Source organism: Acinetobacter sp. LoGeW2-3, assembly GCF_002688565.1.
In the GTDB taxonomy this organism is placed as follows: domain Bacteria; phylum Pseudomonadota; class Gammaproteobacteria; order Pseudomonadales; family Moraxellaceae; genus Acinetobacter.
This window is the reverse complement of record NZ_CP024011.1, coordinates 2,220,080-2,241,735: the sequence shown is the minus strand read 5'-3', so window position 1 is coordinate 2,241,735 and position 21,656 is coordinate 2,220,080. Positions and strand designations below refer to the sequence as shown.

General features: G+C 40.2%; 21 protein-coding genes and 1 tRNA gene. 12 read left to right on the top strand and 10 right to left on the bottom strand.

Features of this window, described 5'->3' with window-relative positions:
* Positions 1-12: 12 nt before the first annotated feature.
* Both BS636_RS10900 and BS636_RS10895 read right to left on the bottom strand, forming a co-directional pair.
* The gene (locus BS636_RS10900) at positions 13-1,182 is read right to left on the bottom strand and encodes an acyl-CoA dehydrogenase family protein (RefSeq protein WP_370459254.1); all 1,170 of its coding nucleotides are present in this window, start codon (positions 1,180-1,182) and stop codon (positions 13-15) included.
* Complete coding sequence (locus BS636_RS10895) at positions 1,179-2,324, bottom strand: amidase (protein WP_099338780.1); 1,146 nt, start codon at positions 2,322-2,324, stop codon at positions 1,179-1,181. The genes BS636_RS10900 and BS636_RS10895 overlap by 4 nt, the downstream gene beginning before the upstream one ends.
* Positions 2,325-3,013: 689 nt before the next feature.
* Between BS636_RS10895 and BS636_RS10890 the strand changes: the two genes are divergently transcribed.
* On the top strand, positions 3,014-3,103 hold the full coding sequence (locus tag BS636_RS10890; protein WP_416202913.1) for an integrase core domain-containing protein: 90 nt from the start codon (positions 3,014-3,016) through the stop codon (positions 3,101-3,103).
* Between the two features lie 108 nt (positions 3,104-3,211).
* On the opposite strand, the gene BS636_RS10885 is transcribed toward BS636_RS10890, so the two are convergent.
* A complete protein-coding gene (locus BS636_RS10885) occupies positions 3,212-3,505 on the bottom strand; it encodes a hypothetical protein (RefSeq protein ID WP_150128999.1) in 294 nt (97 codons plus the stop codon).
* Here BS636_RS10885 and BS636_RS10880 point away from each other — a divergent pair.
* The gene (locus tag BS636_RS10880) at positions 3,504-3,785 is read left to right on the top strand and encodes a hypothetical protein (protein WP_099338778.1); all 282 of its coding nucleotides are present in this window, start codon (positions 3,504-3,506) and stop codon (positions 3,783-3,785) included. The two genes, BS636_RS10885 and BS636_RS10880, sit on opposite strands and share 2 nt — an antisense overlap.
* A gap of 442 nt (positions 3,786-4,227) precedes the next feature.
* Here BS636_RS10880 and BS636_RS10870 read toward each other — a convergent pair whose 3' ends face one another.
* The 3 genes from BS636_RS10870 to BS636_RS10860 all read right to left on the bottom strand — a co-directional run bounded on the left by BS636_RS10870 (position 4,228) and on the right by BS636_RS10860 (position 6,045).
* A complete protein-coding gene (locus BS636_RS10870; RefSeq protein ID WP_099338776.1) occupies positions 4,228-4,458 on the bottom strand; it encodes an AlpA family transcriptional regulator in 231 nt (76 codons plus the stop codon).
* 106 nt (positions 4,459-4,564) lie between these two features.
* On the bottom strand, positions 4,565-5,776 hold the full coding sequence (locus BS636_RS10865; RefSeq protein ID WP_099338775.1) for a tyrosine-type recombinase/integrase: 1,212 nt from the start codon (positions 5,774-5,776) through the stop codon (positions 4,565-4,567).
* 192 nt (positions 5,777-5,968) lie between these two features.
* A tRNA-Ile gene (locus BS636_RS10860) sits at positions 5,969-6,045 on the bottom strand.
* Positions 6,046-6,822: 777 nt separating this feature from the next.
* Here BS636_RS10860 and BS636_RS10855 point away from each other — a divergent pair.
* Both BS636_RS10855 and BS636_RS10850 read left to right on the top strand, forming a co-directional pair.
* Positions 6,823-7,383, top strand: coding sequence for a 1-acyl-sn-glycerol-3-phosphate acyltransferase (locus tag BS636_RS10855; protein WP_099338774.1), 561 nt, complete (start codon positions 6,823-6,825; stop codon positions 7,381-7,383).
* Positions 7,384-7,640: 257 nt separating this feature from the next.
* Positions 7,641-8,390, top strand: a complete 750-nt coding sequence (locus BS636_RS10850) for a YebC/PmpR family DNA-binding transcriptional regulator (protein ID WP_099338773.1) — start codon at positions 7,641-7,643, stop codon at positions 8,388-8,390.
* A 137-nt stretch (positions 8,391-8,527) separates the two neighbouring features.
* Here BS636_RS10850 and BS636_RS10845 read toward each other — a convergent pair whose 3' ends face one another.
* A complete protein-coding gene (locus BS636_RS10845; protein WP_004815486.1) occupies positions 8,528-8,998 on the bottom strand; it encodes an Lrp/AsnC family transcriptional regulator in 471 nt (156 codons plus the stop codon).
* 357 nt (positions 8,999-9,355) lie between these two features.
* Here BS636_RS10845 and BS636_RS10840 point away from each other — a divergent pair, with 357 nt between their 5' ends.
* A complete protein-coding gene (locus BS636_RS10840) occupies positions 9,356-11,521 on the top strand; it encodes a beta strand repeat-containing protein (protein ID WP_099338772.1) in 2,166 nt (721 codons plus the stop codon).
* A 56-nt stretch (positions 11,522-11,577) separates the two neighbouring features.
* Here the strand turns inward: BS636_RS10840 and BS636_RS10835 are convergent, their stop codons facing one another.
* Positions 11,578-12,342 carry a glutathione S-transferase family protein gene (locus BS636_RS10835; RefSeq protein WP_099338771.1) on the bottom strand — a complete coding sequence of 255 codons (765 nt, stop codon included), beginning with the start codon at positions 12,340-12,342 and terminating at the stop codon, positions 11,578-11,580.
* 301 nt (positions 12,343-12,643) lie between these two features.
* On the opposite strand from BS636_RS10835, the gene ychF reads away from it, so the two are divergent.
* Positions 12,644-13,735: a redox-regulated ATPase YchF gene (gene ychF, locus BS636_RS10830; protein WP_099338770.1), complete on the top strand. Its 1,092-nt coding sequence runs from the start codon at positions 12,644-12,646 to the stop codon at positions 13,733-13,735.
* Positions 13,736-13,792: 57 nt separating this feature from the next.
* Here ychF and BS636_RS10825 read toward each other — a convergent pair whose 3' ends face one another.
* A complete protein-coding gene (locus tag BS636_RS10825; RefSeq protein ID WP_099338769.1) occupies positions 13,793-14,338 on the bottom strand; it encodes a DUF962 domain-containing protein in 546 nt (181 codons plus the stop codon).
* A gap of 102 nt (positions 14,339-14,440) precedes the next feature.
* Here BS636_RS10825 and BS636_RS10820 point away from each other — a divergent pair, with 102 nt between their 5' ends.
* Positions 14,441-15,136: a Crp/Fnr family transcriptional regulator gene (locus BS636_RS10820; protein WP_099338768.1), complete on the top strand. Its 696-nt coding sequence runs from the start codon at positions 14,441-14,443 to the stop codon at positions 15,134-15,136.
* Positions 15,137-15,205: 69 nt separating this feature from the next.
* Here the strand turns inward: BS636_RS10820 and BS636_RS10815 are convergent, their stop codons facing one another.
* Positions 15,206-15,691: a hypothetical protein gene (locus tag BS636_RS10815; RefSeq protein WP_099338767.1), complete on the bottom strand. Its 486-nt coding sequence runs from the start codon at positions 15,689-15,691 to the stop codon at positions 15,206-15,208.
* 105 nt (positions 15,692-15,796) lie between these two features.
* Here BS636_RS10815 and BS636_RS10810 point away from each other — a divergent pair, with 105 nt between their 5' ends.
* From BS636_RS10810 to glnD, 5 genes are all read left to right on the top strand, one after another.
* Entirely contained in the window at positions 15,797-16,549 is a 753-nt protein-coding gene (locus BS636_RS10810; protein ID WP_099338766.1) for an AzlC family ABC transporter permease, read from the top strand.
* Positions 16,546-16,893: an L-valine transporter subunit YgaH gene (gene ygaH, locus BS636_RS10805; RefSeq protein WP_099338765.1), complete on the top strand. Its 348-nt coding sequence runs from the start codon at positions 16,546-16,548 to the stop codon at positions 16,891-16,893. Before BS636_RS10810 ends, ygaH begins: the two co-directional genes overlap by 4 nt.
* 84 nt (positions 16,894-16,977) lie before the next feature.
* Positions 16,978-17,607 (top strand): hypothetical protein, encoded by a 630-nt coding sequence (locus BS636_RS10800; protein WP_171266013.1) that lies wholly within the window; start codon positions 16,978-16,980, stop codon positions 17,605-17,607.
* Between the two features lie 126 nt (positions 17,608-17,733).
* Entirely contained in the window at positions 17,734-18,948 is a 1,215-nt protein-coding gene (purT, locus tag BS636_RS10795) for a formate-dependent phosphoribosylglycinamide formyltransferase (RefSeq protein ID WP_171266012.1), read from the top strand.
* A 27-nt stretch (positions 18,949-18,975) separates the two neighbouring features.
* On the top strand, positions 18,976-21,648 hold the full coding sequence (gene glnD / locus BS636_RS10790) for a [protein-PII] uridylyltransferase (RefSeq protein WP_099338762.1): 2,673 nt from the start codon (positions 18,976-18,978) through the stop codon (positions 21,646-21,648).
* Positions 21,649-21,656: the final 8 nt, after the last annotated feature.

Sequence of the window (21,656 nt, the reverse complement as noted above, 5' to 3'; positions counted from 1 at the left end):
ATTGATTTATGTTTATAGATAGCCAGGTGTTGGCTTAAGTCCAAAGCTCATTGCACCTGCGTTTAATAAAGTGGCATCACCCATGAAGGCATGTTGTGTCACGACATTGGTATCGTTCACAAAACGGCTAAATGGATTATTTGTATAAATGGCTGTCATACCTGCCAGCATTTGAATTTTGCGCGTTACTTTTGCTGCGACACGTGCTGCATGTGTGCAAGACAGGCGCATATTGCTGATCTGTTCTGGTGTTGGCTTTTGACCTTTTAAGATCGTATCCCAAGTCACATCTATACTTTGATAGAACCAGGATTTAGCTGCTAGGAACTCTGCTTCAGCTTGGGCAAACTCATATTGGGTTACAGGACGATTCGCAATTTCTGCACCGCCTGTAATAGACGATTTTCCGGGTGCCAAAATTTTGAATTCTTCTAATGCTGCATGTGCAACACCAATGCCCACAACAGTTAATACCTGGGTTGCAAAAGACAATGATGGATATCTAAAAAATGGTTCTGGCAAGCTTGATGCAACACCGCGCACAAAGGTCCAGTCTTCTTTAACTAAGACATTATTTACCACTAAGTCATGACTGCCTGTACCCTTTAAGCCCACTGTGTCCCAAGTCATTTCAACTTGTACTTGATCAGCAGGTAATACAGCAATACGAGGCAAACCTTGGGTTTCGTTGTCTTTAATTGGCGCAACGCCTACACCGATAATGTCTGCACCTAAACAGCCACTTGAAAATTTCCAACGTCCTTTAACTAAAATGCCTTCTTCAGTCACTTCTGAAGCTTGGGGTGGAAAAATACCAGCCGCAAAAACCACATCTGGACCATTCTGATAAATTTCATGTAGTGTTTCTTCTGGCAAACACCCTAAGTAAGCTGGGCTCATACCAAAACTTGCCACCCAACCCACAGATCCATCAGCCATTGAAATACGTTCAATCAATTCACAGAATTGACGAGGTGAAACTTCTTCCCCACCAAAGCGCATTGGCACCAAAGCACGATAAACACCTAGAGCTTTTAATTTATCGATAATGTCTATAGAGACATAACCCTGCTCATCAAATTCTCCTGTACAGGCACGATCGCGAATCTCTTTGCACAAATCGTCCAAATTGATATCGCTATTTACTTGGGTATTGATACTCATGCGAGATAAACCACTCATTTATCCAACTCCTCTTTTGGGGACGATTTTTTATTCACAATGTATTGAGCTATTGCACATAATTTTTCGTCATCATTATGTTTAGTGATTATTTGCAACCCTACTGGTAAGCCTGTATCGCTCTCTAACGGGATACTGATTGCAGGATGACCAGACAAGTTAAAAGGTCGAATTAAAGCGGTCATATTTAAAAAAGCTGCGGTATTTGCTGCATCTTTTAGTAAAGGTGGAACTTGCGGTAATGTAGGCAACAACAGCGCATCGTACTGATCTAGCAATGCCTCAATTTCTTGAGTAAATTGGGTACGAATTTCATTTGCTTGTGCTACATCTTTTTCTGAAGTTGATGCAGCCTTTAATAAGCGAACATTGACATCTTCGGCCACCAGGCCAGTTTCGGTAAGCACACCATAAGCTTGCCAAGTTTCAGCATTAATGATTTGCATGCCAGCGTGATAGGCTTGATCAAATAAAGAAGATTCAACAACTGGCAGATCTATGATCTCTTTTTGTTCAAGATAATATCGGATCGTATTTTGTACTTCAGCATCAGCATCCACAGCCAAGACAGCAAGTCTTGGCTCCATACGTTGCTTAGCTAATGATTTATTAAAGTTCGGGCAAATAATCGCCATTGCTTCAACAATCATGTCGAGTGAATTGGCAAAAGGTCCCACACAATCCAAAGTCGTATCCATTGGCAAAACACCGACGCGGCTCACACGGCCAAAGGTTGGTTTCAATCCATATACACCGCAACATGCTGCCGGCATACGAATTGATCCGCCTGTATCAGTTCCGATTGAAAAATCAACAAGTCCTGCTGCAACGGCAGCCGCTGAACCACTTGATGAACCGCCTGGTATTAATTCTGGATATTTAGAGTTGATTGCTGTACCGGTAAATTGATTGATCCCCGTAATACCAAATGCCAACTCATGAAGATTGGTTTTACCCACAATTTGACACTGATGCTGTTCAAGTAGATCGACAATCTCAGCATTTTTTATAGCAGGCTCTGTATTTAATAAAGCTCGACTACCCGCAACAGTTTTGTACCCCGATATATCAATTGAATCTTTGATAGCGGCTTTCAGACCACTATTTTTTGACTGTATTTTTTCAAAAAAAATATTGTTCATATCCCACCAAAAGTTTTTTAAATTGTGGATTTATTAAACAATAAACTAATTTATTTGATTGAAATGTCAACTATTTTTTATGACGAAAATAATAGTGCACGAGTTAGAAAAAATGGCACCAAAAATTATCATAAATATTTTTATTTTTTTAAATACAATAACTTAAAATTATTTAAAAAATATTAATGGATTTTATTTTATTCAAAATATTAGTTTTTTATTCTATTATTTTTTTAAATTATTTTTTATGCTTTTTTTTGATGCATTGCTTAAATTTTATTTCGCCCTACCATTATGCAAAAAATAGAAGCACGCTCAAAAATCTTTCACCATTTTGCACCAAGTGAATGCTTTATTTTAATTTATCCTATATCGCAAATATCACAACTGAAGATAGTGAAGAGATCATCAGTCGTGATTCTTAAACAGCATAAACTTTTAACAACTGAGCATCTCTCTATGAAACGCATTTGAAGTTACTGTGGAAAGGAATGTCATTTATGAGAATCCAATAGAGAAAATTAAAACTCATAGGCTCAAGTTTCAACCTTTAAAAAGCCTTGATCAAAGAGATATCTAAAAAAATACAATATGACTAAAAACCTAGGATATATTCCCTATAAGAACTGATTAATTATCAAAATATTATTTAATGGCAACTATTTGGTAGTGTTCAAAAATCTGATGATATCCAAGACAAGCTAGGCGAATGGCAACATTACTATAACTCGATGAGACCGCATTCAGCTTTTAAAGGTAAAACACCGATGGAAAAGTAACTTTGAATTATGTAACTTTGTTGCTTTAAAAGCCGCTGCGTGTAAGTAATACGGCGCTTAAAACCGATATTCCTGAGCATTTCAGTGAATAGCAGTACCAAATATGGTTTATTTGGTAATTTCTAATAGACCATCTCTTGAGAAGTAGTTTTGGGTTATATTATTTCGGGTCATTATCCAGTCTCGGCTAGGCAAGTTAGCTGATCCAATCCCTAATTTGCGATCGCCAAATTTAGACTTCACTTCTTCAATCATACTCTGTAGAGAATCATACCTTTCTATCACCTCAATATCTGCTAGCAAATCTGGTATATGAAATGATTTCAGCTCTATACAGGTTAAGATCACTCCGCATTTCTTATATTGAGTCCCTTCTTGGTATAACTTATCTACTTTCTGCATGACAGCTTTAATCATCAGCAAGGTACTATTAGTTGGTTCAACTTTTTTTATCCGTGATTTAAGCACCTCGGATATTTCTATTGAAGATAGATTTTTTGAGGCTAGTTGTAATGATGCTTTAGTATATTCAACTAATGATGAGATTTATTTAGAATTTATGAGAGAAGCAGGGACCCTCGATTTTGCAACCCAGAATGCAATAAAAGATATTGAAATGACGATAACTCAAAGCATTCAAATTAGAGTTAACAACAAGCCTTATGCTACAAAGCCCACTTAACAGTGAGCTTTGATATTATTCAACGCTGCTCCAACTTTCTTAAATGCCAATTAATAATCTCATCGTAACGATACTTAACTCCACACTGCTTGCTCGTTCCACTTTTGATTCCTCGTGGAAAAAGATTATCATTTAATTCTTGTTCTCGAAGCTCATTAATCGAAATTCTAAGGAGCTTACAAACTGTTTTCTTATTCAAAAACTGACAAATCTCCTTAGACTTAGTATGCGTTTTACATGAACTCATTGATACTATTAAACCTGCTTAAATTGAAATCTGTTGAAAGATTTAATCTAGCATCAACTCTAAAATATCCCTGCGTGACGTTAAAAAAAGGAAAAAATAAACCATTTTCGTTTAATTATTAACTACTCAAAGTACGTCCCAGATCTTTATATAAGAAAATAGGCCCTGTAGGACCTATTTGATAAAATTTACTAATTATAAATTTTTCTCTTTCCAAAACATGATCTCGTTAAAATCATAATAAACACCAGATTGTCGTGTACTACCAGTTTTGATTGGTCTTGGAAAGCTTTCATCATTCATCGAAACTTTTCTTAACTGCTCTACTGAAAATTTCAGATAGTCACATACTTCTTTCTTTTTTAATCTGAGAGGCTTTAACACGATACCATTTACAACAATGTCAAATGCAGTATTTGAAATCATCTCTATCCCTAATGATTAATAGATAATTTCAAAACTAGCATGCTTCAAAAAAAAGGCCTGTTGTACGTTAAAAAAATGGAAAAATAGTAAAAAAACTGCTCAAAAATTAGCTTGCATGAACCTTAGGAAACACTCTCGGTCCACAAAGTTGATCTATTTGATCTGCCCAATTTTGCATAATTTCATACCGCTCCCTTAGGTGAGCACCCTTGTCGTATGCTCCCTTTACTCCAGCCTTTAAGTGAGATAACGCTGATTCTATTACTTGCGCTTTATCACTATAAAGATCGTTCAGTTCCGTTGAAGCGATATGGCGGTAACCATGTGGATTTTGCTTACCTCTATATCCAAGTCGATTTAATGCCACATTAAAAGTTAAATTTGATATTGTTTTGTTCACACTGTCACGTGCTGGAAAAAGGTACTCACTCTCTCGATTTGAGATCGCCTTAAGCCTTTTCAATAAATTAATTGATTGATTAGAAAGCGGAATACCATGTTCTATACCCATTTTCATCATTGCACCTGGTCTGATCCAAACACGTTCTTCAAAGTCAAAATGTTCCCATTTAGCTTGTCTTAATTCTCCAGGTCTCGGGAACATTAGGATCAATAACTCTAAAGCGATACTAATTTGCTCTGAAGAATAATTTCTTATTTTTTGAAGCATTTCAGGTAGCTCATGCTTTTTGACATGCTTCATAGGCTCAGATTTATCTTTATCTAAAAACTTACCAATTCCCACAAGTGGATTATGGTGTGCTTTATCTTTGAACAGGGCAAGGTCATATGCGTTACGGCAGTATGAGATTAATTTTTCAATTCGATTAAGAATTTTTTCTTCACGTTGTTTTGTTTGGAAAAATTCAAGCCATTCTCCAGAAGTAATATCTTTATATTTACGTTGACCAAAAACGGGCAGAAGATGCTTTTCAATAGATTGAACCTCTTTCTTAAATGTTGCTGGATCCCATGTATTTTTCTTAGTATCAATCCAATCCCGCATTAAGTTTTCGAACAACTCACTTTCATCACATAAAGCTTGTTTTAAACGTTCTGCACGAGTAACAATTTGAAGTTCACCCGACTGATATTTTAATGCTTGTGAACGAGCAATTTTAACTGAGACCTCTGGATAAGAACCTAAACCTACCCATGTCCATTTGCCTTCATTATTCTTCAAACGAAGTTGCCATGACTTCTTACCTGAAGTTTGAACTTTCATATAAAGTCCCGAAATATCTGCCTTTCGATATTCTTTATCTTTTGCTTTTAAAGCAGCATATGCCACATCAGATAAAAGTTTATTTCTGCTCATAACGCTTTATTTACCTAACATTTATTTAAAATTTGTATCCTGAGTTATATTTTAAATTTAGGATACAAACAAGGATACAAACGAGCAGTTCCTGTATGAGTGTATATAAGATTATTTTAAGTATAAAAAAACCCTTAATCCGTTAAGAATTAAGGGTTTAGATTTCATATGAGTGTATATGATTATAAAATATGGTGGGCCCAGACAGACTTGAACTGTCGACCAACGGATTATGAGTCCGCTGCTCTAACCAACTGAGCTATAGGCCCTATATGCCGAAAACCTTATTTATCAATAGGTTTAGGCGACAAGAATACTAGCTAAGATTTTTTTAAAAGACAAGCCTTTTCGTGCCTGCTTGCACACTTCATCGACAATTATAAATCTGGACAAAAATCTTCAAGGAAATTTCTAATACTTTAGGAGTAGCCTTATGATCCTTTAAAAGAAATATTTCCATTTCTTTTAAAAATAAAGGAGGGTTAAGGGCATATTTGAAAATCAAGTTTCGACTATATTTTTATACTTTTTACATCTAAATATTCAGACAATTTTAATGGCTGAATTAATTTCTATATTAAGATCAATTCAGCTATCTAATTATTTAAAAGCTTAAGCTTTGCGCTCCAAATTTTCTTCTTTGCGTATATCCATATAAATTTCGATTAAAGACCATACAACAATGAGTGCAAAAATGAACAATGAGAGTACCAAAGCCGTTAAGTAAGTCATTCTTTATCATCTCTAGCAAACATGATCGGAAGTGTCTTGAAGCCAAAACATATCCTTCGGCTTCGACAAAAGTCTAATAAGTATTTTTTGTGCTGAACAGTCATTTTTTAGCATTTTTAAGAGTTTTTTTATCTCTTATAAGACATTCTGTTGATTAAATTTAAATCAGTTATTGCTTTTAGGTCTTAATTATCCCTTAGTACATATATTTATTTACTTGCTTCTGAACGTATTTAAGGCTTTTAAAGCAATTCTACTTGACGAGATGCAAGAACAAGCACAAATTATGTGTTTTTTCATACACTCCTTCCCCTATGTTTAAGAAATTCATTGGCGAATCTGCGTTTAAACTTGCAGGCTGGCAGTATCACGTTGAACCAAATGTACTTGAAGACAAGCAAGTGATTGTTGGTTTCGAACATACTTCAATGATGGATGCCGTGCTTTCTCTGGCTTTATTTCAAATGTACGACATCAAAATTCATACCCTGATTAAAAAAGAATTGTTTAAGGGCCCATTTAAGCCATTGTTAGAAAGCATTGGTGGTATTCCGGTAGATCGCAAATCTAGCAAGGATATTGTGAGCCAGATGGTTGAACTTTTTCAGAGTAATGAAAAATTCAATCTGGTGATTGCACCTGAAGCGACCCGTGCCAAAAATGGTGAAGAACGTCGACCAATTCGTACCGGTTTCTGGCATATTGCCAAAGCGGCGAATGTACCAATTGTTTTACTGTATGCAAACTCTAAAACCAAACAGGGCGGTATTTTCGGAAAAATCTATCCAACAGACCTTGAACATGACTTGGCTTTAATTAAACAGCTATATAAAGACAATGTTGGTTTGGATATTGTGATCCCTGAAAAGAAATAATTTATATCTATGAGATGTTATGCATGACATGACATCTCACTTTTTCCTCTCATTATTACTATCTATTAAAAAATCATCATTTTCTATATTTAAGCTAAATTATTGCCTTTAGATGCTCAATTAGATTCCTCAGTCCGTCTATTTTTTGTCATTATCGTTAAATCTAAAAACCAAGCTCTTTTTTTAAAAAAAGCCCTTATGGTAGAATTTGCCCAATTCGATAGGCATACAGCCAATCTACAAGGAGCATATTTCGCATGGCGGGTCATTCCAAGTGGGCCAATATTAAGCATCGTAAAGCAAAACAAGATGCTAGCCGCGGTAAACTTTTTACCAAATATATTCGTGAATTAACCACTGCTGCAAAACTCGGCGGTCCAGATGCGGGTAGCAACCCACGTTTACGTGCTGTTGTCGAAAAAGCATTGTCTGTAAACATGACACGTGATGTGATCAACCGTGCGATTCAACGTGGTGCAGGCGGCGAAGATAACGACGATCTTAAAGAAGTAACCTATGAAGGTTATGGCGTAGGTGGTGTTGCGGTTATTGTAGAAACAATGACAGACAACCTGAACCGTACTGTACCTGACGTACGTCACTGCTTCTCTAAAACTGATGGCAACTTAGGTACCAACGGTTCAGTTGCCTTCCTGTTCACTAAACGTGGTGAGATCACTTTTGAAGATGTGTCTTTAGAAGATCAAATCATGGAAGTTGCACTGGAAGCTGGCGCTGAAGATATTGAAGTTGATGAAGATGAAATTCTGGTAATTACGACTCCAGAAAGCTTCGGTACAGTTCAAGATGCTTTAACTGCTGCAGGTCTAAAATCTGATAATGCTGAAGTTGTCATGAGCCCTTCTACTAAAGCTGAAATCACTGACATCGATCAAGCGAAAAAAATCATGAAAATGATTGATATGCTTGAAGATCTTGATGATGTTCAAAACGTTTATACCAATGTTGAATTCTCTGACGAAGTACTGGCTCAGCTAGACGCTTAATCTTCATAAAGACAAAAACGCACCTTCGGGTGCGTTTTTTTATTTCTATCTAACTTATTGGAGGATCTTGTATCTGATTTCAATACATCCACTTACCCATACAGGCTAAATGTTTAGGTGATGCTACGCCCTATCCATTAAACTTTATTGAGTAAGCCGCTACAGTTAAAAACATTATATTCTTTAATTACGAAACTAGAGTGCAGTGCGACCACATGTTCAATTTTACCAATCTTGTTGAGCAAGATCTCACTATAGTTTTCCATATCACGTGCAACCACTTCTACAATAAAATCTGCCGACTGCCCTGTCACCAGAAAAGCATTAATCACTTCAGGAATACTTTCCAGCTCGCCCAGAAATTTGGCAAAAGTATCACTGTCATGCTTGCTCAAAGATACCTGTAACAACACATGCAGACTAAAACCTAGCTTTTGATAATTAATTTCTCTTTTCAAGCCGCTAATAATATTATGATCAATCAATTGCTTAATACGGCGATGGACCGAACTGACTGAAAGATTTACCCGTTCAGAGAGTTCATTCAGATTGACATCTTCATGGGTCAAAATTTCAAGAATATGCTTATCAAAACGATCTAATTCCATCTTTAATCTCTGGCCGCTTTATTAAAATACATAATTATTCTACGCATAGTATTGATATTTTTTTCATAAATTACTAGTTAATTGAAAAATAATACCAGATAAGGATTTACAAGGCTTTAAGTCAGCTTGATGGTCATTCGTCGAATAAACTACATTTTAGATAAACGTAAATATTTAACAAATCCTTATTATTTATAATGAATTAATTTTTCCAAAACCATAGTCCGTCTAATCATACTGTTTTCGAAATGTGATTATTCATACTTGAATTTACACTTGTATAAAAATTGAATAAAAATTGAGCGTTTATTTAAAAACAAAATAATCAAAACAAGATAAAAAACGCAAGGAATGGTTATGGCTTTCAGTCTTCTTAGTTCAATTAAAAGTAAACTCAGTCCAGTGCTCACGACAGAGACACAAAACACGAATTTACTTAGCGGTTTATTGAGTGGCAGTCTTTCTGGCATCATTGGATCTATTACAGGTTCTACCCCCTCTACGCCTTCCCTCGATTCCCTCTTAACTAGCTTACTTTCAGGTAAAAGTTTAACTTCCAGCTCCCTCACGGATTTAATTACCCAATTCACCGGTTCAAATGCGTCTAAACTCGATATCAATAGTTTAATTAGCCAACTGACGAAAGCTAATGGTGGCAGTTTTGATCTAGGTTCGATCAGTAATCTGCTTGGCGGTTTAATGGGTGGCAATACATCAAACCTAGATTTAAATGCCGTGATCAAATTGGTCAGTGGATTAATTGGTGGCAGCTCAGGTAATTTAGATCTCGGAAAAATTGCTGATCTGGCCGGCAACCTTCTGCAAAGTGGTGACATTGATCTCACACAAATTACACAACTCATTGGCGGCCTGATCGGTGGTTCTGGTGGTCTCGATGGTGTTGATATCAGTGCAATTGCTGGCGTTGTTGGTAGTCTGATTCAAGGCGGTGATATTGATATCGCTCAAATCGCTCAGCTCGTTGGCGGTTTAATCGGCGGCTCTGGCGGTCTCGGTGGTGTTGATATTGGTGCAATCGCAGGATTAGTTGGTAACTTGATTAGCGGTAATGGCGACATCGATATCGCTCAGATCGCACAATTGGTCGGTGGCTTAATCGGTGGTTCTAGCGGTCTCGGTGGTGTTAATATTGGCGCAATCGCAGGATTAGTTGGTGGCTTGATCCAAGGTGGTGATATTGATATCGCACAAATTGCTCAACTGGTTGGCGGTTTAATTGGCGGCTCTGGTGGTCTTGATGGCATTGATATTGGTGCAATCGCAGGTTTGGTCGGCAACCTGATTGGTGGTAACGGTGATATTGATATCGCTCAAATTGCTCAACTGGTTGGCGGTCTAATCGGTGGATCTAGCGGTCTCGGTGGTGTTGATATTGGTGCAATCGCAGGTTTAGTAGGCAATCTGATTGGCGGTAATGGAGATATCGATATCGCTCAAATTGCTGAATTAGTTGGTGGCTTAATTGGTGGTTCTGGCGGTCTCAATGGCGTGGATATCGGTCAAATTGCCAACCTTGTAGGTGGTCTCATTGGTGGTAATGCCGGTAGCGATCTCGACATTGGCGCAATTATTGACTTGGTGAGCGGCTTGATCAGTGGCTCTACGGGTGCCTTAGATACTAACTCTGTTAATTTGCTAGCAACTGACTTAATGAGCAATGCAACAAGTGATCTTGATATCAGTGCAATTACCAATTTACTCAGTGGCCTAATCAGTAATTCAGGCAGTATCGATGCAGGCACAATTGCGCAAACGGTAACGCAAAGTCTGATGTCGCTGCTTGCCTCTATCGATACAGGCAATTCATCCATTGATATGGCACAACTCACTCAGGTTTTACCAACAGTTGTAGGTAGTGTCACGACATTAGTATCTGCAATCAGTTCTGCTGGTTCAGGTAATATTCCTGAAACCATCGCGGATGTACTAAAAGGTGTGAATCCACTGTTGAATCTGTTAGCGAATAGTGATGTTCTTGATACTGATCAAGCAGAAATCGTAAATACGCTTTACGATGTCCTGAATGGCGTTCAAGTGGTACTCGATTTTGTCAGCAGCCCATCACTGCTTAATTTATCCGGTGACATCAACAATGTGATTACCGCATTGAAACCAATTATTGCCCTTATTGATAGTGAAGGTCAATTCTCAGATATTCTGGATGGTGTTCAATTACCTGAAATTGGTGACTTGCTCGGATCACTCGGTTCTGGCGTACCTAGCTTGGGAGATGGTCTAGGTCTGGATGCATTTACAGATAGTCTTGGCAATTTAATCGGTGAAAACTCGACTCTACAGTTGCCTGATGTGAGTGAATTGATTTCTGGTATTGGCAATACCAATACTAGTTCGAATATCAGTATTACTGAAATCATTCCAAGCATTAAAGATAAAATTTCCAACATCTCGAGCGGTAGTTCATTACCGAAGTTTGACTTTAGCTCACTCTTCAGTAGCTTCAACAAACAGAGTGATGTTGATCATACTAATCCTTGGGGGTGACCTTAATCTCATAAAAAAACGCGCTTCAAGCGCGTTTTTTTATTTCACATTTTGACTTATACACCGCGCCAATCGACACGAGCATTGCGTTCATGACGATAGATATCGTTAATATATTGACCTAAAGGCAATTCAGACAGATAGGTTTGATAATCCCGATATTCATCTGACATAGATTCAAAACTGTCCCGCTCCCACGGTGTACCCGGAATCGCGAGCAAAGGTGCCAACATCGAACAGACTGCAATATCCGCCAGACTAAAACGTGAACCAGCAATATAAGCACCGTTATTCTCGGTTAATATCTGATTCAGTTGTTCAACGGTTTCTTTAATATATTCTCGCGACTGAGCAAGTGTATCTTCAGTCAAGGCATAACCTTTACTGAGAATGGTTTTGAGCAAAGGCTTGGAGAATTTTTCGAACTGGCGCAGATAGCCTTTTTCACCAATCAGGATCTCCATCGATTCATGATCATAGGATAAAGCTTGGGCCAACATCCAGCGACGAACATGACGTCCCAGTTCTTGAGTCATTCCATCAATTTCCAACACTTTCTCGCGTAAACGCCCTTCTGCTGGCAGTAAACGATGTTCAGGATAATTTTCATCCAGATATAGTGCAATTTGCGTCGAATCTGCAATCCACTTTTCCCTATCACGCAGAATCGGCAGACGATTTTGTCCAGTCTTGAGGCGAGCAAAAGCACGATGAGCACCCGGCATTAAGTTTTGTGCGACATATTCCAGTTCTTTATGATCAAGCATCCAACGTGCTTTTTCACAAAAATGTGATAAAGGAAACTGGTATAAGGTGCGCATGCATACTCCTGTTGAGCGTGACTGAATGGTCTGAATCAGACCTTATGATAATGAATACTTTAGTGATTCAATCCGACAAAAACAATCGGCTTTTCTATCATTTTCACGATACAGATAATCGGATAAGGAAATGTTCTATCTTTTAGATCATTTCAAATATTGAATTCAATGAATAAGGTATATGCAATACATATCACCTATGGATTTGATTGCAATAATGCCCTTTTATATCCACTGACTTTATCTCCGCTTTCATGTAAAATCACTGGCAATTTTTATATAACGCTTTGTGAGTTATTTCATGGGTTTTAATTGTGGTATTGTAGGCCTGCCTAACGTTGGTAAATCTACGCTTTTCAATGCATTAACTAAAGCTGCAATTGCTGCGGAAAACTTCCCATTCTGTACGATTGAACCAAACACCGGTATTGTGCCTGTACCAGATCCACGCCTGGACAAACTGGCTGAAATCGTAAAACCACAACGCGTGATTCCGACAACTATGGAATTCGTAGATATTGCTGGTCTAGTGGCTGGTGCATCTAAAGGTGAAGGTCTGGGCAACCAGTTCCTAGCAAACATCCGTGAAACGGATGCAATTGCTCATGTAGTACGTTGTTTCGAAGATGAAAACGTGATTCACGTCAATGGTAAAATTGACCCACTTGATGATATCGCAACCATCAACACTGAACTTGCACTTGCTGATTTGGAAACTGTCACTAAAGCAGTAACTCGTCTGGCGAAGTCCGCAAAAGGTGGCGATAAAGAAGCAATCGCAACCAAAGCAGTTCTGGATAAAATTCTTCCTCTTTTAGACGAAGGCAAACCTGCTCGTGCAGCTGATCTTGATGATGACGAACGTAAACTGGTTCGTGGTTTTGGTTTATTAACTTTAAAACCAACTATGTACATCGCCAACGTAGCGGAAGATGGTTTTGAAAATAACCCACATCTTGATGCAGTACGTGAACTGGCGGCAACTGAAAATGCAATCGTTGTTCCACTTTGTAACCAGATCGAAGCTGAAATTTCATTGCTTGAAGATGAAGACCGCGCTGAATTCCTAGAAGCAATGGGTATGGAAGAACCAGGTCTGAACGTGGTGATCCGTGCAGGATACTCACTGTTAGGTCTGCAAACTTACTTTACTGCCGGTGTACAAGAAGTTCGTGCATGGACTGTTAAAGTGGGCGCAACAGCACCTCAAGCGGCTGGTGTAATTCACACTGACTTCGAAAAAGGCTTTATCCGTGCAGAATGTATTGCTTACGATGACTTCGTACAGTACAACGGCGAAGCCGGTGCTAAAGAAGCAGGTAAATGGCGTCTAGAAGGTAAAACTTACATCGTTCAGGACGGCGACGTTCTACACTTCCGTTTCAACGTATAAGTTGAAATCAAAAAAAGCTCCGAATAATCGGGGCTTTTCTATATATTTTAAAAAAGATTAATCTGCTGTAACTTCCGCATATTGTGTATTCTGTTCCATTAGCAAGCGTTGTTTACGTGCTTCGAGTAACATCTTCGCTTCTAGTTCTTTGCGAAAGCCCAACAGGAAAATTAGTTCTGCCAGGACAAATAAAGGTCCAATTGCCAGCCCAATTAGATCATCCATAAATGCTGGTTTTTTCTTTTCATAGAAATGTCCCACAAACTGGAAACCCCACCCTATGACAAAGATTCCAACGCTGGTACTTAGCCAGGTTCCAGTATCCCACTGTGCCACGTTATAGGCATATGGGTAGGCAAACATAAAAATAAAAGCCATGATCAATGCAAAAAATACGTCAATACTTAAATAATAAAGAATTGAAACAATTAGAAGTCCTAAGGCTAAAGTCACCTCAAAGCCAGACATCATCAGGGATACACGCGCAGTCAAACAGATAATGGAAAAGACAATGAGTGGGACCCCAATAAAATGTGTCATGACATTCTTACGGTCTAAATGATAAGCTGCATATTGGCTTAATAGTCGTTCTACTCTGGTCATATTATTCTTCCTTGACTGGCCATAGAATTGGACTATAGCGCAACAATAAAAGATAAGTTGTCAGCTGGACGACAACTGATAAAGCATGGAGCAATAAAACCAGTGGAAGAAAAATATCTTGTTGAATTAGAAAAGAATGTCTGGTTCTCAAAATTACCTTCTCATTTCCAGAACGTCCTGCTGGAACATGCCGTTATCTTCTCCGTCGATAAAGACCAAGCCGTGTTCTATTCAGGTGATTTGTTTGATGGGATTTATGCTGTATTAGAAGGGGCAATTGGTCTAGGTTCTACCAATATTGAGGGCAAGGAAGCAGTTTCAGCAATTGTGGAACCTATTGTCTGGTTCGGTGAAATTTCACTGGTCGATGAGCAGCCGCGTTCCCATCATGCTATTGCGTGCAAGAGATCCCTACTCTTACATATCCCCGCGCAATTTATTTATAAACTAGTCACTGAACACCCTACATTCTGGTTTCACATCTCTCAACTGATGAGTCAGAAATTACGTTATGTTTTTCTGGAATTATTTTCCATTCAAACCCAGACCTTGCAGCAACGACTAGCCCAACGTTTACTGTTTATCTTGCAGGGTTATGGCAATCATCTGGTTATCGAAAACCGTACCATTCAGCTCTCTCAGGAACAGTTGTCACAAATGCTGATGTGTTCTCGCCAGACCATCAATCAGGAACTGCAACAACTGGAAAAAATGAATATCCTGAAAACGGCTTTTAAGCAAATTGAAATTCTGGATGTACAACGATTGCATCAATTAACTGGTGTTCCATTGCATTAATTTTAGGCGTAGAAATAAATAAGGCTGAGTACATGACCCAGCCTTAAGTTGATACTTTCAAAATATGGGCTAGCTTGCCACACCCACCTGTTTCGGGTCAGTATTACCCAGTTGTGGATGGGCAATGGCGCCTTCACACTGCTTTTTGTCACGCTCGTAGTCGGCCTGCTTTTGTGCCAGACCATTGCCATCTTCAAGCGTGGTACGTGCCCAGATTTCTAGACTGGTCAATGCTTTACGGCATAATGCATATTTACCTTCAGTCACGGAATCCGTCATTTTCACATTAATGCGCCAATCCGTACTCAACTTACGCGCAGGCTGACGGACGCGTTTTTCAATCTGATCAAGTTGTTTATTGTAGACTAGTGGATCTACTTCATTCATAAATGTCCAAGCTTCATGGGCATAAGTAGTCGCATCATTGCTCAGTTTCGGAGCCGGTTTAATTTCCGGTGCTGGATTCCCCGCACCTTCATTTCCACATGCCTGTAACAACAATGCTGTGCTAACTAAAGCAACACTCAGTATGTAACGTGTCTTGAACATTAACATTATCAGGCTCGCCATCTTAAACAATTCGGCACTATGCTATTAAATTCACGTACAATACTCAATTACCATTTGACCCCTTGTTCAACTCTCCCTCCAAGGTGTGCTGTGTCCGAACTGAATCAACACGCTGTAAAACCTGCCAGTTTTTGGCAAGGTGCCAAAGACAGCCAGGCGATTATTTTTACCTATTTGCCCGTTTCTTTTGCCTTTGGGGTTTCTGCGACCCAGTTTGGCTTTACTGCCTGGGAAGCCCTGTTCCTGTCCTGCTCCATGTATGCTGGTGCCAGTCAATTTCTAGTTGTTGCACTCTTAGGTAGTGGCACTTCCATCTGGATGACCGCCTTAACCGTTATTGCGCTAGATATCCGACATCTGCTTTATGGTCCTGCCCTACAGAATTTAATTCAAGACCGGCTCAATCTGAAGAAAACTGCCGTCTGGGCTTGGGGCCTGACCGATGAAGTGTTTGCCTCAGGCATGATCAAACTGTCCCAGCGTCGTCAGGAATGGTCTGAATCCTGGATGTTGGGGCTGAGTTTTTTTAGCTGGCTGTCTTGGGCAACAGGGTCATTCTTAGGTGGATTATTCGCAGATCAGGTCAGCAACTTACCGCAATTTCTACAGGCAGCTCTGGACTTCCTGTTACCGGCCCTGTTCCTAAGTTTTCTGCTGGCAGCGTTTGAGAAGAAACATACTTTTGTGGTTGCTGTAACGATTGTGGTTTCAGTGATTGCCTGTTACATGATTGATCTGTCTGCTGCAATCTTTATCGGCATCAGTTCCGGTATTTTGGCAGGCCTGTTCAAGCACTATGTACTGAAACGTCCCGATCCTGAGCATATCGGAGAAGAACTATGAATTTAGAGATTATTCTGGTCGGTATTATTGTCGGGATTGCCAATTTTGCTTCCCGCTTTGGTCCTTTCTTTGTGATCCAGAAGTTGCAGCAAGGTTCACAAAAACGTGGTGCGTTGTGGCTGAAAATTGCCTTAGGTGCAATTGGCATTGCAGCGATCAGTTCAATGCTGGTGGTGGCGACACTGCCGCCTTTGCTAGAAACGCCAGATAAAAGTGTAGCGATGCTGGTTGGTTTTATTGTACTCACAGTACTTTATTTCAAGTTTAAGCGCATTGTGATGGCAACTTTAACAGCTGCCCTAACCTATGGCTTGATCTATACCTATCTGCCGATTCATTTCTAAAACTTAAATTAAAATAAATAAAGGCTTATGCTACATTCAGGTATAAGCCTTTTTTAATGACAATAAGAAAATAAGGAAATGGGCATGTTTGAGCCAAAGCAGCTTATTGAAGGAAAAATCTTTATTCATCAGCGACAGAATGAACCATTGCTATATTCCCGATTCAGCTTTCCTGCCTGTTATTTTGAATGTTTTATTCATGCTCAGAATTTTAGCGGTCATTTTATTGAAGTACATGCTGAACCAGCAGATCAGGTTCGCATTATCTACATCCAGAAAAATGGCCAAAATAAAATAATTGCGATGTTCAATCAAACCCAAAACATTGTGCATCTGCATCCACAGAATTTAATCTTTGGTTTCTGGAGTTTAAAACACCGAGTATTACCGAATGCACTACAACTATTTGGCTTTGTATTTGCCCTACTAACGTTCTTCTTTTCCCTTGCAGCATTTTCTGTCGGCCATTTTCAGTTGGGTAAAGTAATGCTGGATGCTTTAATGCTCTGTCTAATGGGACTCGGATTATTTACTGTTGGTTTCATCATCCCTTTTGTCGCTCCATATCTTTACTGGCAACGCTATCACACCATGAAACTTCTGCGCTTGCTGGATCTAAGTCCGGAGCAGATTCTGAAAATGGAAAAATTGAATCCGCAAAGCCGTATTTATCATTTAAATCCTCAAACTCATCCAGTGAAAATATCAGCCTGATTTCTTAATATAAATTTCACGAACTTTATAAATAAAACTGTTGGTCAATATCACAATTTTGTATGAAACTTGGCTTATCTCTGCAAAGAGTTCTGCTATGCTAAAAGCCCATAAAATCAAGCATGGATGATTTACATGAGCGTGACGATTGGTACCCCACTACAGGCTTCTGCCTTCAAAGTCTTATTACTGGGTTCAGGTGAACTGGGTAAGGAAGTGGTAATTTCCCTGCAACGGTTGGGTGTTGAGGTTCACGCTGCTGACCGTTATGACCATGCACCAGCAATGCAAGTTGCCCATCAATCACACACCCTGAATATGGCGGATCCTGAAGAACTACGTAAACTGATTGATCAGGTGAAACCAAACCTGATTGTTCCGGAAATCGAAGCAATTGCCACCCAGGTGCTGGTTGAGATTGAGGAACAGAATATTGCGACTGTGATTCCTTCGGCTAAAGCAGTCAATCTGACTATGAACCGTGAAGGCATCCGTCGCTTAGCGGCTGAAGAACTAGGTCTGCCAACGTCTGCTTATCGCTTTGCCGATACTTTAGAGTCTTTCCGTGCCGCTTGTGATGATATTGGTTATCCAAACTTTGTGAAGCCAGTGATGTCATCTTCAGGTAAAGGTCAATCCCGTGTCAAAAGCTTTGATGAAGTTGATGCTGCTTGGGAATATGCCCAAACTGGCGGTCGTGTAAATCAAGGCACAGTCATTGTTGAATCACAGATTGATTTTGATTTTGAAATCACCCTGCTCACGGTTCGTGCCAAAAACCCAAAAACAGGTGAAATCGAAACCTCTTACTGTGATCCTATCGGACATCGTCAGGACTCAGGTGACTATGTAGAAAGCTGGCAGCCACAACCAATGACACCTGTTGCATTGGAAGAAGCCAAGCGAATTGCCAATAAAGTAACCGTTGCACTCGGTGGTTGCGGTATTTTTGGGGTAGAACTCTTTGTCAAAGGCGACAAAGTATGGTTTAGTGAAGTATCACCTCGTCCACACGACACTGGTTTAGTCACTTTGGCTTCTCAGTTCCAAAGTGAATTTGAGTTGCATGCACGTGCAATTCTGGGTCTTCCGGTGAATACCACTCGTCATAGCGTTGCAGCCAGTGCTGTGATTTATGCGGGTGTAGATGATCAGAATCTTTCTTATTCTGGCCTGGATCTTGCTTTAGCAGACGGCAACACAGACTTGCGCCTGTTTGGCAAGCCTGAAGGCTTCAAACGACGTCGTATGGGTGTGGCAACTGCACGTGCTGAAACAACAGATCAGGCACGTGAACTTGCACAACAGGTGGCTCAACAAGTCAGTGTCAACCAAAACTAAGCTGAAATACCAAACGGACGACTGTTCATGATCAATACCCTGCCATTGCTGAATTACACTAAAAGTAACCATGACATTAAAGCCATTAATGAATGGCGAAGTGATGTTGAGCATCAGTTGCAGGAAAGTTTTGAAAATGGCGAACCGATCCGTGACATTATCCTGACCCGATCTAATCTGATCGATGAAGCACTACAATTCCTGTGGAAGCATGCAGAACTTGATCAGACTGATCTGGGGCTATTTGCTGTCGGTGGCTACGGCCGCCGCGAAATGCTGCCTTATTCTGATGTCGATATCATGATTCTGTCAGAAGATGAAATTACTTCTGAACAGGAACAACTGATTTCCACCTTTATTTCATCCTTGTGGGATGTCGGTAATTTCAAGCCGGGCATCAGCGTCCGTACCATCAGTGAATGTGTCAATCAGGCCAGCAGTGACCTGACTGTAGCAACTACCCTGATCGAAGCCCGCCTGATTACTGGTAATGAAAATCTGGCAAAATGGCCACGTCGTATTGTGTCCCAGTCCTGGACCGATAAGACCTTTTTTGATGCCAAAATGGAAGAGCAGCAAAAACGCTATGCTCAACATAACAATACTGAAAGTAATCTCGAACCGGATATTAAAAATGCGCCGGGGGGTATTCGCGATATTAACCAGATCGGCTGGATTGCCAAGCGGCATTTCCGTGTGAACCGCATTTATGACCTGGTGCATCTGGGTTTTATTTCTGAATTTGAACTGGCCGTTCTAGAAGAAGCTGAAAGCTTCCTGTGGGAAATCCGCCATCATCTGCATCGCATTACCAAACGTGATGAAAACCGCCTGCTATTCGACTATCAGCGTGATATTGCTGCGAAGTTTGGCTATGTACGTGAAGAAGGTCAGCCACAAAACTATCCGATTGAACAGTTCATGAAGCGTTATTATCGTAATGCCCAGCAGGTATCGACGCTGAATGAAATGCTATTGGCTTATTTCAATGAATCGGTGATTACCCCCCGACTGCCCAACTATGAACGTAACATCGAAGAGATTAACCAGAACTTTAAACTGGTTGATGGCAAGCTCGCGGTACAACACCATAAAATTTTCTCGGAAAATCCAAGCGCGATTCTGGAAATTTTCTATCTCTTGGCAAATCGTCCAGAGATTGAAGGCATCCGTGCCCGTACCTTGCGTCTATTAACCCTAGCAGCAAAACGAATTGATCAGGACTATCGCAATAATCCTGTGCATCAAGCGCTGTTTATGGCAATTATCCGTTCACCACATCGTTTATATGAAACCTTGGTGGCGATGAAACGTTATGGCGTGCTCGGAAACTATATTCCAGCCTTTGGTCAGATCATGGGGCTGATGCAATATGACCTATTCCATATCTATACCGTAGATGCGCACACCTTATTATTGCTCCGTAACTTAAATCGTTTTAAAGAACCTGAATTCGCCAAAGAGTTCCCGGTGGTGAGTTCGGTGTTCCAGCGTCTGGCTCGCCGGGACATCGTCTATTTGGCTGCCCTGTTCCATGATATTGCCAAAGGTCGTGGTGGTGACCATAGTGAACTCGGTGCGACTGATGCAATTGAATTCTGCCGCACGCATGGCTTTACCGAGCGTGAATGCAATCTGGTTGCATGGCTGATTCAAAACCACCTGATCATGTCTGTAACTTCACAGAAAAAAGACATTTCCGATCCAGATGTCGTCAAAGAATTCGCCGAGCAAATGGGTGACATGGAACACCTGGATTATCTGTATACCTTGACTGTTGCTGATATCAATGCGACCAATCCAAAACTATGGAATACCTGGCGTGCCTCGTTGATGCGTCAGCTATATACTCATGCACGTGATGTGATCCGTTCAGGTCTAGGTCGTCCAGTGGATTATCAAATGCTGATTGAAGACACCAAGTTTGCTGCCAGCGAACTACTGGTACAGGACTTCTCTTTGTATGATGTCGAAACCATCTGGCAGGAACTGGGTGATGACTACTTCCTGAAAGAATCTCCAGATGAAATCGCCTGGCATACCCGTGCCATTTTGCAGCATGGTGATAACTCTGAACCACTGGTGCTGATGCGTCCACATCGTAAATATGCGCAAGATGCGGTACAGATCTTTATCTATACCCAGGATAAGCCAAACCTGTTTGCTACTACAGTAGCCGTTCTGGACCGTATGGATCTGGACGTACAGGATGCGCGAATTATTACAGCGACCAAAGCATTCAGTCTGGACACCTATGTCGTCCTCGACCGTTTCGGCACTCTGTTGACTGATCCGGAACGTGAACTGAAAGTCATTGATGCACTTAAGAATGCCTTAAGCCATTCCGATAAATATCCAGGTCTGATGCAGCGTCGTATTCCACGCCAGCTGCGTCATTTTGATATTGAAAATACAGTGGATATCAGCCTGAATCCTGTTTTGAACCAGAATATGGTGGAAATCGCTACGCTCGACCAACCCGGCCTGCTTGCTAAAGTTGGTGGATTATTTATGATGCGTGGTCTGGATATCCACTCTGCCAAAATTGCCACGCTTGGCGAACGTGCCGAAGACATTTTCTTCGTCACCAAAAAAGATGGCATGCCGTTGGACCCTGAAGAATCTTCTGAATTTGCCGCTGCCTTAAAAGCAGCGCTGGATGAAGCCTCTCATCAGGTCAACAGTCAACACTCACATTAAAACGCGGT

Coding starts and splice junctions, on each gene's coding strand:
- BS636_RS10900 (WP_370459254.1), bottom strand. CDS start 1,182: ATGAGTGGTTTATCTCGCATGAGTATCAATACCCAAGTAAATAGCGAT.
- BS636_RS10895 (WP_099338780.1), bottom strand. CDS start 2,324: ATGAACAATATTTTTTTTGAAAAAATACAGTCAAAAAATAGTGGTCTG.
- BS636_RS10880 (WP_099338778.1), top strand. CDS start 3,504: ATGACAGCTTTAATCATCAGCAAGGTACTATTAGTTGGTTCAACTTTT.
- BS636_RS10885 (WP_150128999.1), bottom strand. CDS start 3,505: ATGCAGAAAGTAGATAAGTTATACCAAGAAGGGACTCAATATAAGAAA.
- BS636_RS10870 (WP_099338776.1), bottom strand. CDS start 4,458: ATGATTTCAAATACTGCATTTGACATTGTTGTAAATGGTATCGTGTTA.
- BS636_RS10865 (WP_099338775.1), bottom strand. CDS start 5,776: ATGAGCAGAAATAAACTTTTATCTGATGTGGCATATGCTGCTTTAAAA.
- BS636_RS10855 (WP_099338774.1), top strand. CDS start 6,823: ATGTTTAAGAAATTCATTGGCGAATCTGCGTTTAAACTTGCAGGCTGG.
- BS636_RS10850 (WP_099338773.1), top strand. CDS start 7,641: ATGGCGGGTCATTCCAAGTGGGCCAATATTAAGCATCGTAAAGCAAAA.
- BS636_RS10845 (WP_004815486.1), bottom strand. CDS start 8,998: ATGGAATTAGATCGTTTTGATAAGCATATTCTTGAAATTTTGACCCAT.
- BS636_RS10840 (WP_099338772.1), top strand. CDS start 9,356: ATGGCTTTCAGTCTTCTTAGTTCAATTAAAAGTAAACTCAGTCCAGTG.
- BS636_RS10835 (WP_099338771.1), bottom strand. CDS start 12,342: ATGCGCACCTTATACCAGTTTCCTTTATCACATTTTTGTGAAAAAGCA.
- ychF (WP_099338770.1), top strand. CDS start 12,644: ATGGGTTTTAATTGTGGTATTGTAGGCCTGCCTAACGTTGGTAAATCT.
- BS636_RS10825 (WP_099338769.1), bottom strand. CDS start 14,338: ATGACCAGAGTAGAACGACTATTAAGCCAATATGCAGCTTATCATTTA.
- BS636_RS10815 (WP_099338767.1), bottom strand. CDS start 15,691: ATGTTAATGTTCAAGACACGTTACATACTGAGTGTTGCTTTAGTTAGC.
- ygaH (WP_099338765.1), top strand. CDS start 16,546: ATGAATTTAGAGATTATTCTGGTCGGTATTATTGTCGGGATTGCCAAT.
- BS636_RS10800 (WP_171266013.1), top strand. CDS start 16,978: ATGTTTGAGCCAAAGCAGCTTATTGAAGGAAAAATCTTTATTCATCAG.
- purT (WP_171266012.1), top strand. CDS start 17,734: ATGATTTACATGAGCGTGACGATTGGTACCCCACTACAGGCTTCTGCC.
- glnD (WP_099338762.1), top strand. CDS start 18,976: ATGATCAATACCCTGCCATTGCTGAATTACACTAAAAGTAACCATGAC.